Source organism: Nostoc sp. JL23 (assembly GCF_017115065.1).
Taxonomy (GTDB): Bacteria; Cyanobacteriota; Cyanobacteriia; order Cyanobacteriales; family Nostocaceae; genus Nostoc; species Nostoc punctiforme_A.
The window spans coordinates 19,581-31,978 of record NZ_JABXKN010000157.1; the positions used below are offsets into that span (position 1 = coordinate 19,581).

Consider the following 12,398-nt stretch of genomic DNA (forward strand, 5'->3'; position numbering starts at 1 on the left):
AAATTTCTGTGACTAAATAGCAAACAGTTTTCCTCTAGGACGAAGTGCCGATTCAATAGAAGCACGCCTTGCTAAACTCCATATTGTGGCTTGATTTGCTGTAACTACAGGAATCTTTAAATCTGCTTCTAATTCCTCAATTACCTCAAATGTTCTCCATGCCGTACAGGGCAAGACAATAGCATCCGCATCTTTGTGAGATACCTCTTTGATAAAAGTTGCGGCTTCATTGGGTAACTGATGCCAAAGGTAATTCTTTTTTGCGACTTCTTTTGAGCGTTCATCACCTTTAAACCCCACTATTTCAAAAGGCGCTTCACTCAAAAACGTTTTTAGCGTTTGGTTATTCCATTCGGGATAAGGAGTAACTACAGAAATTTTCTTAATCTCTAGATATACCAAGGCTTCTAATAGAGCCAGAGCAGGCACAACAACAGGTACTCCTAGCACCTGCGTCAACCGTTGCTCTAATTGTTCGGCAAAAACTCGCCCTCGGTAAAATGTTGCTGTTGTGAAGCCGTATGCTCCAAAATGTACCCCGGCTCTAGCTAATTTTTCTACTTCTTTAACAGCTTCTTCATTGATGTCATCCATTGATTCATAGCTCTCAAATGCGTGTGAGCGTTGAGCAATCACACGATGGCTATGAATAGTAACTTGACTGGAAAAAGCAGAGTTAAAGTCAGGCTCAAACGTGGTGTTACCTGCCGGTACTAGCAAGCCAAGACGGATTTGCCTATTAGAGTCAGCTTTCGAGTACATATAATACCTCTTTTTGACAAGCCTGATTATGTCTAGATATTTATTTAGTTACACTAATAATTAGGTATACATATTTTCAGGAAAACTGTATAATATAGAAACTACGCTAAACCGACCGATAAACTGTAATATATCACTTAACTGACATAGATACCTGCCAGTCAATTATTTCACTGCACTAATCAACACATCTGGCTTTTGTCTTATTGCTTTAGTTGGAGTTGTGCAATCTCAAATAGTCTGCATCTACAATGATTACAAGGAAAAAATTTCATGAGCAACATACAACTATACTTCGCCAAAGCGTCTACCTTCTCTCAACGTACTCGCGTCGTCTTACTGGAAAAAGGTATTGACTTCACCCCGATAGAAATTGACTTACAAAATAAACCAGATGGGTACACGCAGATTTCGCGCTATGGTAAAGTTCCGGCTATCAAACATGGGGATGTTGAAATTTACGAGTCCGCTATTATCAATGAATATCTAGATGAAGTTTTTCCAGAACCACCTTTGTTACCCCGCGATCCCGCAAATAAAGCGATCGCTCGCATCTGGATAGACTACGCCAATACTCGCCTTGTCCCAGCTTTTAACAAATTTCTGCGCGGTAAAGATAGCCAAGAACAAGAACAAGGACGAAAAGAGTTCACAGAAGCACTTTTATATATTGAACAAGAAGGATTAGGCAAAGGTGATTATTTATTAGGAGATCAGTTTAGCCTAGTTGATATCAGCTTCTATCCCTGGTTTGAGCGTTTACCACTCTTAGAACACTTCCGCAAATTCACACTACCAGCAGAAACACCTCGTTTGCAGACATGGTGGAATCTGGTAAGCGATCGCCAGTCAATTCAAGCAGTTGCAAATCCTGTGGACTTCTATTTGCAAAGATTCGCCAAAGTTCTCGGTGAACCTCTTCCCGTTGGTGCATCTCAGAAATAGGACACATGACCAACTAATTAACCAAAATCCAAAATGGGATAACCTATGAGCTTAAATAACCAAGTTCTAGACAAACCAATTTCCGCAGAACTGCCATACGTAGAGACCAACCTCACTTACCTGATTCCAACGGCAGAAAAACCTGTTAACTATACTTACGAACCGCCAGCCGGGATTCCTCGCACGAATGCAACTTATCAGACGCATAAACTGCCAATTTACAATGCTCGTTCTATCTCAGAGAATATCTCGTTAGATCGAGAAGGTTTCGCGTTTACTGGACATAATACTAATGTCCGCAACTTTTACGATGAAGACGAAGTACGCCGCGTCTACTATCCTGAAGCCGAGCAATTGTTAAAAGAAGTGACAGGTGCAACGAAGGTAGTAATATTCGATCACACCTTGCGTAACGCCGGTCAGTCAAAACCAGGTGAGAATAATATTAAAGAACCTGCCTTGCGTGTACACAACGACTTCACCGCCAAATCAGGCTATACTCGCGCCCGTTTGGAACTAGCAGCGCGAGGCATAGATGATGATGATATTGATACATTACTAAAACAGCGATTTGCCATCATCAATGTTTGGCGAGCGATCGCACAACCAATCCAAGAGTCACCATTAGCACTGTGTGACGCGCAAAGTATCGCACCCACAGACCTTGTAGCTGGCGATCTTGTGTACCGCGATCGGGTTGGTGAGACATACGGAGTCACGTATAACTCCAAACATAAATGGTTCTATTTCCCGCAAATGCACAGAGACGAAGCACTATTTATCAAATGCTTTGACTCCGCAGAAGACGGACACGCCCGTTTTGCCGCCCATACTGCCTTTGAAGACCCCACCAGCCCAGCCAACGCTCCCCCACGAGAAAGCATCGAACTCCGAACATTCGTCTTTTACCCCGCATAGATCGCAAAAACTTGTTTCAAACTCCTACTATCTGCGCCTCTGCGTAAAATAAATTACAGCAGTTTTCGTGTATTTGAACCATACCTGTCATAGGGGCGCAAGGCCTTGCGCCCCTACTAGATCCACCCACATAAACTCAAAGGCTATATCTACGATGTCAAAACAGGGCAATTGATTGAAGTTCCTGAAGCTATTAAACTTGGTCAGGCTGCGTAGTTTTATCGTGTAACGTAAAAGTAGTATTTAATGAAGTAGCTATTTGTGTAAAAACCTCCTTTGCTGGTGAAGCATATTCGCTGATCGCAATTGGATTTCCAGTATCACTACCGCTACAAATGCGGGGATCAATGGGAATTTGTCCCAATAGAGGCGCTTGTAATTCTGCGGACAGTTGTTCGCCGCCACCACTACCAAAAATCGGTGTGCGTGAACCACAATCACCACAAATTAAATAACTCATATTTTCAATGATGCCAAGGACAGGAACACCCACTTGGCGAAACATATATATATTACGTCGTACATCTGCAACAGCTACTTGTTGCGGAGTTGTCACTAAAATGACTCCACAAATTGGGCTTTCTTGGATAATTGTAATTTGAGCATCACCTGTACCGGGAGGTAAATCTATCAATAAATAATCTAATTCCCCCCATTCCACATCTTGCAAAAATTGCGTGATAATTTTATGCAATACAGGTCCCCGCCATGCCAAAGGACGATTTGCTTCTGCAAGTAAACCCACTGACATTATTTTTATTCCCTGAACTTCTAGAGGTAAAAACTTATCACCTGTGGGAGTATTAATCACTTGAATATCAGCTTGTCCCAAACCCAACATTTGGGGAACATTGGGGCCATAGACATCAGCATCTAATAGTCCTACTTTTGCACCTTGTAATTTTAAAGCGGCGGCGATATTAACGGCTGTTGTGGATTTGCCCACACCACCTTTACCACTAGAAACTGCAAGAGTTGTTTTAACACCGGGAATTGTACAAATTTGAATATAAGTTTTTTTACACCAAGATAAAGATGATAATTTAGATTGAATTTCTGGCTGTAATTGGTGCTGATGAGAACCAATATATAAACGTAAGTAAATATAGTCATCAACTATGCGGATATTTCGCACCATTCCCAAACTAACGATGTCATTTTTTAAAATAGGTTCAATGATTTGTTTGAGTAGCTGGACGACTTCTTGCTGATATAAATTAGTATCTGGTTTTACGCGATCTTCTGGATGCTGAAAGGGGGATTGGTGGTTAGACATGGTTAAGAGAAGCTTAGGGATCAGAACTTTGCTAGTTGCAGTATAGTAGAAGCGATCGCTCTGATTTAGATCCTCTGCAAAACTTCTCTCACCCAAGCTTCTTCTTCGGGCGATGCCTGCGGCTGGCTACGCCTACGCACTATTTTTAAAGGTTGTGAATAATCAATTGCCAAGTCAAATCTAGCACGTTCGTAAACTTCATTTAATAATCTTTGCAAGTCAACTATAGGTTCAGGTTCTCCCTCACGCAAAGGTACAGGAAAAATAGGAATTGGGTTTTTTAAATCAAAAGTATATAAATCTGCATCAGGCCTATTGTAGCTGCGACTGACCAAGATACTATAACTATAATCTGTGGTTGATGCTCCGAGAATAGGCATTGGCTGCCCTTGTCTCAAAAGGTCAATTTCTATTAAGTTGGTTGCAGAAGCCAAAATTTTCTGTCGTTTGCTTTCGTAGGTGGCTCTACCTTCTTTGGAGCGTTTATTTTTGGGGGAAAGTATTTCAATCACAGCAACTACTTCTTTGGTTGGAGTTGCTCGCACCTCTAAAAATCGCTCAGTTATCTGTTCAGGTACAGGAACTTTAACTTTACTGGGTTCAGCAAGTTTTGCAGCAGTCAAAGTTGTACTGTTATCTGTAGTGTTACGTTTGGCAACTGCTATATCAGCAATTCCTACGAGTAAGATATCATCTACACTAGTGTAAACTCGCTCTTCAATGGAAACTCGATATTTAGGGGCGATTTGAGGAGTCAGGTCATCAGCGATCGCTACAATCAAACGATTGTGAACTTGATGCCAAAGTTCAGGCTGTTCCAAATACGGGTTCATTCCAGGAAATGGATTGTCCATTAGGCTTTCCCTTAATTATTTACTGCTCCCTTGAGACTATTGTATCTGTTTGAATCTTCTGAATTGACCGTTGTGCTTGGATGGACACTTCTTTGTCAGGGTCATCTAAGGCTTGTTGGAGGGGATTAATAACGTCGGGGTGAGCTAAATTCCCAAGTGCGATCGCAGCTTCTTTGCGGACATCTGCATATTCATCTGTTAATGCTTGAATTAATCTCGGCATAACTTGAATATCTGGAATTTTTTGCAAAGCTTGTGCTGCTGATTTTCGCACTTGCCAATGTTCATCATTTAAAGCTATTTCTAATGCTAAAATTGCTTGATTATTTGCATGAATAGCCAGAGATTTAGCTGAATTCCGGCGAACTTGCCAGTCACTATCATTTGTAAGTGCTTGACAAAGTATTGTAATCACTTCTGCATCTTGTAAATGTTCTAAAGTTAAAGCAGCAGCACGACGTACACTTGCTTGCTCATCAAAGATTAAATTTAAAGCTTGGGGACATTTTTCTAGTTGATTTATATATCGCAGTGTCGTAATGGCTGCTTCTCTTAACTCAGGATTTTTTGATTCTAGAAATGGTAAAATGTCAGTTAAAGATTGAATGTCATGTATTTTCCGCAAAAGTACTAAAATATTTAGTTGTATATTGACATCATTAGTTTGCAACTTCTCTAATAAAAGTAACAATTCATCTGGTGTCACCAATTCATTTAATGCTGATGCAGCTTCAGAGCGAATATCTGAATCTGCTGAAGTTAAGCATTCAATTAAAGCAGGAATCGCCACAGGATCGGCAATTTCCCAAAGGGCAGATATTGCTATTTTCTGAACAGTAATATGTTCGTCTTTCAAAGCTATAATTAAAGCGTCGATTGTTTCGTAATCGCCTAGATGTTGCAAGGTTTTTACAGCTACTATCCGATCATTTACGTCAGGCGATCGCAGCATTTCTAGCCAATCCTTGAGGTCATCATTCATTAATTTTTACCACAGATAGTTAACGTAACAAAAAGGGGATTTGTACTGTAATTGCATTGGTTGGACATTCTTTTTCACAAGGCAGACAAAACCAACACTCATCATATTTCATGTAAGCTTTGCCTGTTTCTGGATTTTTTGCCAATACATCCAAGGGACAAACTTCAATACAGGCTGTGCATTTTTCTAAACATTTTGATTCATCAACGATCACAGGAACATCTATTCTTTGATTTATTAAAGCCATAAAATAACTCCATGATTTCGTACTCAAACTGTTAACCGATAAAATAAATGGGGTAAGCTTGCATAAATTATCTCACGATTTGACCAATTTTTTATTCAAGATAAAAGCTACCCCTACCGCCAGCAAAATTCCACCCACACCTTGATGTTCGGGAACAGAAGTAGAAGGTGCGGTAAATCCATACTTTGCTAAAATTTCTTGCCCTTTTTGTGACAGGATATATTCGGCCAACTTTTCACCATCAGGATCGGCATTTTTCAGTGTAGTTAGTCCATAATTAGCTTTCGTTGCTAAATAGTCGGGTAACTCTACTATTTGCAGATTTTCACCACCTTCTGCTGCTTGGGCAGTCTTGCCACTGGTGTAATAAGCTAAAAATATATCTGCCTGTTTTGTTTCTTCTAAAAAGTAGACTAAATTATTTTTGCCATTAGGAACTATAGGAGCATTAGGATTACCACCTACTAACTGTAAAGCTTTATTCTTCAAAATTTGAGAGCTACCATGTGTAACCCGATTGGCTTTGTCAAATATCTCCCATGCATAGTTACCAGATGGATCTGCTATGGGCGTTGAAGTTCCCAATTTGATTTCAGGTTTTAGCAAAAAGTCCAACAAATTATCTGATGTGACACCAAGTTCCGACCTGACAACAGCAGTCATACGGTTGCTAGTGAAGTTCACTACAGGTTCACTCAAACCTTCTTCAAACAATGTTTGAGGGTTATTAATATCTGCACTGGCAAAAACATCTGCGGATTTTCCAGTTTCAGAGAATTCTTGTTCTATAAATTCTCGTGTTAAACCAGACGGGCCAAATCGCGTTTCTACTGGAATTCCATATTTTTCGTTAAAAGATTCAGCTACTTCTGTGAGACTATCGCGCAAACTTCCAGCACCGTATAACTTAACTGCAAATGCCTGAGTTGGCAAAGTCACACCGACAGCACAAGCTATCAGTGAAAAGGCAAAAAAATGCTTTTTCATAGTTGTTATATTATTGCGTTGCTATTTTTACTGAGTGAATTATCTGTAACCCATACTTCAGTATGGGTTTTGGTAAATATCTAAACTATTACCTCAGCCCATTAACTTTATAAATGAGTTCTGATATGTGCGTGGTTTGCGGTTAGAGCTATATTACCAACTAAGTTGGAATAAATCAATCACCCAACATCTTCAAACGCTGACTTTATCAAAATTTTAAGTTTGTCATCAGTTTTATTCATGGAGGCGTCAATCGTCCTGATGTTGCCCAGCCTATACTGAAATAACTGGCTGCACACAGATAATGTCCAGCAGCAAAAAGTGCCTTTAGGAGACAGGCAAAACATTTGTATAGTAATTATGTATACATTAAGACCAAGTAATAAATATCAAGAAATTTCAAAATTTAAAACTGCAAACAAATTAGGAGGTATTCTACATAATTACTTAGCGATCGCTAGCGGTTAGCATTCAAAACAATAGTTTATTTATACTCTGATATGGAGCTAACAGCGAAAGTCGGGTAAACCTTAATTAGAATTGATAATTTTTTACTTTGTCGAAAATAAATTTTCATCTAGAGTAAGACAAAGATACCTACTGTTTACCACATAAAAAAGCTAGCTAAAGCCTCTGGCTCAATAGCTATGGGAAACCAAGCTTGATTCTTAAGAGTCTGGTTTCAAAATGGGTAACAGCAACATCCCCTCTCAGCTCGATCACCTATGCTAAAAGTTATGCACTCGGCCGCCAACTCAGCCACTCCAAATTCCCAGTGGGAGGATTTAATCAAGCTTCCAGCCCCAAACACAGTTCAATGGGACAATATCAAAACCCAATTAGACTTGGTGCTGTTGGCGCTAGAAACCTTAACTGGAATTGGTTCAGAGGCAATGCTTTCGGCGGCAACCGATCTGAATTTAGAGTCAAGAGTGCCAGACCGCGTAGCTTTATGGCGATTACGCCAATCAAATCCTCTACGCAAAGGTCAAGGAGGGCGAAAAAAGCTAGATGTCGAAGAAGCGCGATCGCTTGTTTTGATCATCTGCTATCTAGCCAAACAGCACCAGGAATTGATTCGCCGCGCTGTTGGTCTGTTAGAACAAATGGCAGAAAATAACCGGGAACCTCACCAGGCTGCTTTACTTGGAGACTATATTGATGCTTTTTGCAACACTTACCAAGAGCGGATGGAAGAGGACGAGCAAATCTCAACGGATTTACTAACCAACCTGGCCTTAAAACTGCTTGTAGATTTACTTTTTTACAGCGCTCTTGGTGGGCATCGCCGTCTCTGGCTAGCACTTATAGACCGTTCAACAAAATTTTAAATTTTAGATTTGAAATTCCTCAATCAAAATTTGCTCATGAAAGTTTGCTAGGTAAGGATTCCTTTTTGATGGTCATTAGCTCTTGGGCGATGCACTTATCAGCAATGCTTTCTCCTTGCACGCCAGTTTGCACAACGGAAAGAACCTGACAAATTGCTGAGTGGAGGAATCCACCGTTCCAACTTTTCTTTGCAAGCAACTGGCTCAATTTTTGCAAAATCCCAATATAGTCTTCTTCGTAGTTCCTGTCATGCCTCTATCAAATTCAGTTATTCGTTGCTACACACCACCGACTTGCACGCTAGAAGTATTCGCACAAAGCTCACCTTTGTCCCGTTGGATGGGGAAAACTGTCCTTAAACATCTGAGCTTTGAGCTACGTTTTGACGATCCCCGACTACCAGAAGAACAAAGATTTCCAATTCGGGGCGATCGCGAGCAACTAGAAGCTTTATGTGATGCTGTCACCAGCTACGTACAGCAATTTCTCCAACAGTCTCCAGAGAGCTTTTGGGTCAGTTTCTCCGGTACTCACCAGTCAAGCACAGCACTGGATGAGCCAGAATTAAAGTCTTCAACGAAAACATTAAATGCCTTTAGTACCCAGATTCCAGGGGCAAATATCCACTTAGAACCAAGCAGCTATTTAACTCACAACCTATTTCTTGGTTCTCTTGCCAACTATTCATCTGGCCCCGTAATTCAACTCAGTTTGCTGCAACTATTCGATTTGGCAAGTGCTTTAGATGAATACTCGACTGATGTCATGGCACTTCCAACTCTCAATAGTACAGGTTCGACTCTGAGGTTCCCTGCTTGGGCGCCTATTGCCGCAGTATTAGTATTAGGTATAGGTTTTTTACCAGTTACTTGGCAATATGCTAACAACATTCGAGAAAAGCAACAGCAGACAGCCAAAACATCAAATTCAGCAGCAGTAAAGACTGCTCTAGAACCTTCATCCTCACTCAACTTTCCCACGCCTGAACCTGGGCTAACTCCTCCATCAAATAATTTGCTAGGTTCCACCCCTCCACTTTCCACATCCACTTTACCCCAAGCACCTCTAACAGCGCCTAGTTCTAGTTTCTCTCCACCACTACCAAATGCATTGACAATACCTCAAGGGACGACTGCAACCCTTCCTAGTAATCGAGCTAACGCACCATCCAGCAAAATCCCAGGACAGGAAATTGCCATATTACCAAATCTGGGACAGAATCCAACCGGGTCAAGTTCCCAACCCGGTGCTATCCCTCAACTGCGGAATTTGCCACCCAGACTATCTTCTAACGCAAATAGCTTACCAACTAATATCTCACCAGTCCTCCCTCCATCTCTTGACACCATACCCAATAAAAATCGTGTCAATACTCCAACCCAAGCCTCTCCACTAACTTCACAACAGCTAGACGAAAGAATCAGTTCCTTACAGCAATCTTCTGCTGGAGAGAAACCTACTTCACAACTTCCCTCTTCTAGAACTGCTGCGAATAATCCATTTATCGATCAATTAGGGGACGCAGCTAAAAACCCCACATCCAGAGAAGTAGCTACTGGCACATTATTTGACACACCTCAAGTAGCAGAAGCTAGAGAATATCTAACAAAGCGTTGGCAACCACCTACTGGACTGGGACAAACATTAGAGTACAGTTTGATAGTTGGTGTTGACGGCACAATTGAACGAATTTTTCCCCTTAATAAGGCAGCAAGAGAATTCGTTGATGACGCTGGGATGCCTGAAGTTGGCAAACCTTTTGTTTCCGCTAATAAAAATGGACAAAATGTCAGAATTCGAGTTGTTCTCAGTCCTGATGGCAAGGTACAGACTTTTCCAGATGAATAACTAAACTCATCCTTTTAATGCCACTTGTAAAACTGGTACAAATCTTGTGCCAGTTTCTACTTACTACATTGCTCTTAAGCTTACCTGTTAAAGTCCAGTTATGAAACTGGTCTGACTCTTGATACCAGTAAACTTACCAATAAATATAATTACTGTTAACACCAATTCTCCAAAACTAAACTATAGATACAAATCTGTAAACCTAGATTAAATCTTACGCTTCTTAATTACGAATTAAGAATTGGTATTAATAACTCATATCAAAGGTAAGAAATATGCAAACAATTGGTACCTAAAAGGACAGTGCAGCTTGGGTTATTCAAACTTGGGCAGCTTTTGTGATTTCTATTTCTATGACTACCTTCGGTATTGTGAACTTACCTGTAAATGGCTGGGTAAAAGGCTTTATGGGTATGGGTATGGCTTTCTCTGTTGGCTCAACTTTTACTTTGGCAAAAACTACTAGAGACTTGCACGAAACTAGAAGATTAACCGCTAGGTTAGACGAGGCAAAAGTAGAAAAATTACTTTCACAACACTATCCTCTAAATTTAAAATGAAGAGAGTTAGCTCTTACAGGAAATTCAAAATTATCCTTGCATCGGAAATTAACTACATAACGAAAAACAAAAGGACTGGATATTCCAGTCCTTTATTATATTGATTTAACGTTTTTATCTTAATAACGGGATTTTTTGGTTTTTAACTTTTGCTTTTTACGCCGACGTTCGCTAGCAGCAACCGCTTGTTCTACAGGGTAACCCACTAAAGGAATTACCTGATATTTGCGCTCGTCTTCTAATTTTCTCAGTTCAGTGTAATCAACCCAATGAATGCAATCAACTGGACAAGTGTCAATTGCTTCTTGAATAATTTCCTCAGCGTCCCCATCTTGCCGAACCACGCGCGATCGCCCGTAATCTGGTTCAATATAAAAGGTGTTACGGGCAACATGAGCGCAATGTTTACAACCAATACAGGTGATTTCGTCAACATAAACACCATTTTGGCGCAATATACCACCCAATTCCGGTTCTAAACCAGAACGTTCTGGGGCATCCCGTAAAAAACCCCCTAGTTCTGGTTCCAAACCGGAACGGTTATCTTCTTGTTCTTCCGGCGACGGCAGAAAATCAGCCATTACGCACTCCAGCGCTGTACTACCAGGCGAATTGAACCATCTTCATTTTTTTGTTGTTCAGAAACTTGAAAACCAACACGAGCAGTTTCTTTCACAACTGTTTGATAAGCATAGCGCTGTGTTACTTGGCGCAAAAATCCATCTACAGACAAATTTTGCTGCCAATATTGCAAGTCAGCCACCAATTCATATTCTTTGCCATTCCATCTAAAACCGATGTCATAGCCATTTTCCTGTTCAATACTAACTTCCGCAGGATGGGTTTGACCGCGATAGCCACGAACTTCGCGTGGACCAGCTTTCCAGTCTACGCCCAATTCAGTCAAAGCATCTTTCAAAGAATCAAGGTTACGGATTTGAGTCTTAATTTGGCTAAAGTGTGACATGGTGGTTGTGAATTAATAACACTAAACTACTGTGAAAACTTACCAATCGCTGTAAGTGGTGTGTGTATTCGCCACATTAGATTGCTGCACCTTGGCGGCGAAATATTCTGAGGTTGGCTCATGATTAAGTACTTGCCCTAGCTGTGCCTCTATTGCTGCTGTAACTTCAGCGCAAGAATTACCCACAATGCCAGTGACTTTCTCTTGTACCCGACCGTCTGGATAGATTATGAACTCTAATGTCTCCATTCTTTTGGTCAACCAGGATAAGTACGCTTAAATTGTACTGCCTTAGCAGAAGGCTAAAAATATAGCCGTAGGAACATTTTTAGATACAAACTCGCCATTTGTTAACTAATGTTCCATCTTTCAACATATATATCTCAGAATCTTTACAAAACTTATTATTATTATAAGCACATACATCAGTATTTAGTTAGTTTCTCTTAACCTCATTGATTAGTCAAGGTAACTACTGGAGCTAGCTAAGTAAGCTGCAAAAGTCCTAAAAATAAGCATTAGAGGTAGTATAGGCAGCAAGATAATTCACAAAAATATAAAATTTCTTGAAAAACTTTATTATTACCCTTCGATTTAGCTTATTATCTTAAGATTTTACAGAGCGCAGTATCAGACTACAGCAAGATAATGGGGTATACTTACGTAGACATTAGTGACTTTAGTTGGCATTGGGTGTAAAGGGATTTTTAAACTGCGATT

At 40.4% G+C, this 12,398-nt stretch carries 14 protein-coding genes; 5 read left to right on the plus strand and 9 right to left on the minus strand.

The window, feature by feature from the left end; genetic code table 11:
- Window positions 1–12 precede the first annotated feature (12 nt).
- Window positions 13–762 carry an aspartate/glutamate racemase family protein gene (locus HWQ42_RS35215; RefSeq protein ID WP_292820771.1) on the minus strand — a complete coding sequence of 250 codons (750 nt, stop codon included), beginning with the start codon at window positions 760–762 and terminating at the stop codon, window positions 13–15.
- 273 nt (window positions 763–1,035) lie between these two features.
- On the opposite strand from HWQ42_RS35215, the gene HWQ42_RS35220 reads away from it, so the two are divergent.
- Window positions 1,036–1,707, plus strand: coding sequence for a glutathione S-transferase family protein (locus HWQ42_RS35220; protein ID WP_292820774.1), 672 nt, complete (start codon window positions 1,036–1,038; stop codon window positions 1,705–1,707).
- Window positions 1,708–1,752: 45 nt separating this feature from the next.
- Window positions 1,753–2,625 (plus strand): CmcJ/NvfI family oxidoreductase, encoded by an 873-nt coding sequence (locus tag HWQ42_RS35225; protein WP_292820777.1) that lies wholly within the window; start codon window positions 1,753–1,755, stop codon window positions 2,623–2,625.
- A gap of 193 nt (window positions 2,626–2,818) precedes the next feature.
- Here HWQ42_RS35225 and HWQ42_RS35230 read toward each other — a convergent pair whose 3' ends face one another.
- The 5 genes from HWQ42_RS35230 to HWQ42_RS35250 all read right to left on the minus strand — a co-directional run bounded on the left by HWQ42_RS35230 (window position 2,819) and on the right by HWQ42_RS35250 (window position 6,971).
- Window positions 2,819–3,901 carry an Mrp/NBP35 family ATP-binding protein gene (locus HWQ42_RS35230; RefSeq protein WP_292820780.1) on the minus strand — a complete coding sequence of 361 codons (1,083 nt, stop codon included), beginning with the start codon at window positions 3,899–3,901 and terminating at the stop codon, window positions 2,819–2,821.
- 65 nt (window positions 3,902–3,966) lie between these two features.
- Window positions 3,967–4,755, minus strand: coding sequence for a DUF4058 family protein (locus HWQ42_RS35235; protein WP_292820783.1), 789 nt, complete (start codon window positions 4,753–4,755; stop codon window positions 3,967–3,969).
- A 19-nt stretch (window positions 4,756–4,774) separates the two neighbouring features.
- Entirely contained in the window at window positions 4,775–5,737 is a 963-nt protein-coding gene (locus HWQ42_RS35240) for a HEAT repeat domain-containing protein (protein ID WP_292820786.1), read from the minus strand.
- A 19-nt stretch (window positions 5,738–5,756) separates the two neighbouring features.
- Entirely contained in the window at window positions 5,757–5,984 is a 228-nt protein-coding gene (locus HWQ42_RS35245) for a ferredoxin family protein (protein WP_012408944.1), read from the minus strand.
- Window positions 5,985–6,056: 72 nt separating this feature from the next.
- Window positions 6,057–6,971, minus strand: coding sequence for a molybdate ABC transporter substrate-binding protein (locus tag HWQ42_RS35250; RefSeq protein WP_292820789.1), 915 nt, complete (start codon window positions 6,969–6,971; stop codon window positions 6,057–6,059).
- A gap of 725 nt (window positions 6,972–7,696) precedes the next feature.
- Between HWQ42_RS35250 and HWQ42_RS35255 the strand changes: the two genes are divergently transcribed.
- The 3 genes from HWQ42_RS35255 (at window position 7,697) to HWQ42_RS35265 (ending at window position 10,711) form a co-directional block, all read left to right on the plus strand.
- On the plus strand, window positions 7,697–8,302 hold the full coding sequence (locus HWQ42_RS35255; protein WP_292738227.1) for a DUF3038 domain-containing protein: 606 nt from the start codon (window positions 7,697–7,699) through the stop codon (window positions 8,300–8,302).
- Between the two features lie 250 nt (window positions 8,303–8,552).
- The gene (locus tag HWQ42_RS35260) at window positions 8,553–10,151 is read left to right on the plus strand and encodes a DUF4335 domain-containing protein (protein ID WP_292820792.1); all 1,599 of its coding nucleotides are present in this window, start codon (window positions 8,553–8,555) and stop codon (window positions 10,149–10,151) included.
- Window positions 10,152–10,468: 317 nt separating this feature from the next.
- Complete coding sequence (locus tag HWQ42_RS35265) at window positions 10,469–10,711, plus strand: YiaA/YiaB family inner membrane protein (RefSeq protein ID WP_292820847.1); 243 nt, start codon at window positions 10,469–10,471, stop codon at window positions 10,709–10,711.
- Between the two features lie 119 nt (window positions 10,712–10,830).
- Here the strand turns inward: HWQ42_RS35265 and HWQ42_RS35270 are convergent, their stop codons facing one another.
- From HWQ42_RS35270 to HWQ42_RS35280, 3 genes are read right to left on the minus strand one after another with little or no spacing between them, the layout of a single operon-like run.
- Window positions 10,831–11,292 (minus strand): ferredoxin, encoded by a 462-nt coding sequence (locus HWQ42_RS35270; RefSeq protein ID WP_292820795.1) that lies wholly within the window; start codon window positions 11,290–11,292, stop codon window positions 10,831–10,833.
- Window positions 11,292–11,678 (minus strand): DUF1257 domain-containing protein, encoded by a 387-nt coding sequence (locus tag HWQ42_RS35275; RefSeq protein WP_292820798.1) that lies wholly within the window; start codon window positions 11,676–11,678, stop codon window positions 11,292–11,294. The genes HWQ42_RS35270 and HWQ42_RS35275 overlap by 1 nt, the downstream gene beginning before the upstream one ends.
- A 39-nt stretch (window positions 11,679–11,717) precedes the next feature.
- Entirely contained in the window at window positions 11,718–11,927 is a 210-nt protein-coding gene (locus HWQ42_RS35280; protein WP_094328129.1) for a DUF2997 domain-containing protein, read from the minus strand.
- Between the last annotated feature and the right edge of the window lie 471 nt (window positions 11,928–12,398).

What these genes read in the sequence shown, in the direction of transcription:
- HWQ42_RS35215 (WP_292820771.1), bottom strand. Translation starts at nt 762, where the DNA reads ATGTACTCGAAAGCTGACTCTAATAGGCAAATCCGTCTTGGCTTGCTA.
- HWQ42_RS35220 (WP_292820774.1), top strand. Translation starts at nt 1,036, where the DNA reads ATGAGCAACATACAACTATACTTCGCCAAAGCGTCTACCTTCTCTCAA.
- HWQ42_RS35225 (WP_292820777.1), top strand. Translation starts at nt 1,753, where the DNA reads ATGAGCTTAAATAACCAAGTTCTAGACAAACCAATTTCCGCAGAACTG.
- HWQ42_RS35230 (WP_292820780.1), bottom strand. Translation starts at nt 3,901, where the DNA reads ATGTCTAACCACCAATCCCCCTTTCAGCATCCAGAAGATCGCGTAAAA.
- HWQ42_RS35235 (WP_292820783.1), bottom strand. Translation starts at nt 4,755, where the DNA reads ATGGACAATCCATTTCCTGGAATGAACCCGTATTTGGAACAGCCTGAA.
- HWQ42_RS35240 (WP_292820786.1), bottom strand. Translation starts at nt 5,737, where the DNA reads ATGAATGATGACCTCAAGGATTGGCTAGAAATGCTGCGATCGCCTGAC.
- HWQ42_RS35245 (WP_012408944.1), bottom strand. Translation starts at nt 5,984, where the DNA reads ATGGCTTTAATAAATCAAAGAATAGATGTTCCTGTGATCGTTGATGAA.
- HWQ42_RS35250 (WP_292820789.1), bottom strand. Translation starts at nt 6,971, where the DNA reads ATGAAAAAGCATTTTTTTGCCTTTTCACTGATAGCTTGTGCTGTCGGT.
- HWQ42_RS35255 (WP_292738227.1), top strand. Translation starts at nt 7,697, where the DNA reads ATGCTAAAAGTTATGCACTCGGCCGCCAACTCAGCCACTCCAAATTCC.
- HWQ42_RS35260 (WP_292820792.1), top strand. Translation starts at nt 8,553, where the DNA reads ATGCCTCTATCAAATTCAGTTATTCGTTGCTACACACCACCGACTTGC.
- HWQ42_RS35270 (WP_292820795.1), bottom strand. Translation starts at nt 11,292, where the DNA reads ATGGCTGATTTTCTGCCGTCGCCGGAAGAACAAGAAGATAACCGTTCC.
- HWQ42_RS35275 (WP_292820798.1), bottom strand. Translation starts at nt 11,678, where the DNA reads ATGTCACACTTTAGCCAAATTAAGACTCAAATCCGTAACCTTGATTCT.
- HWQ42_RS35280 (WP_094328129.1), bottom strand. Translation starts at nt 11,927, where the DNA reads ATGGAGACATTAGAGTTCATAATCTATCCAGACGGTCGGGTACAAGAG.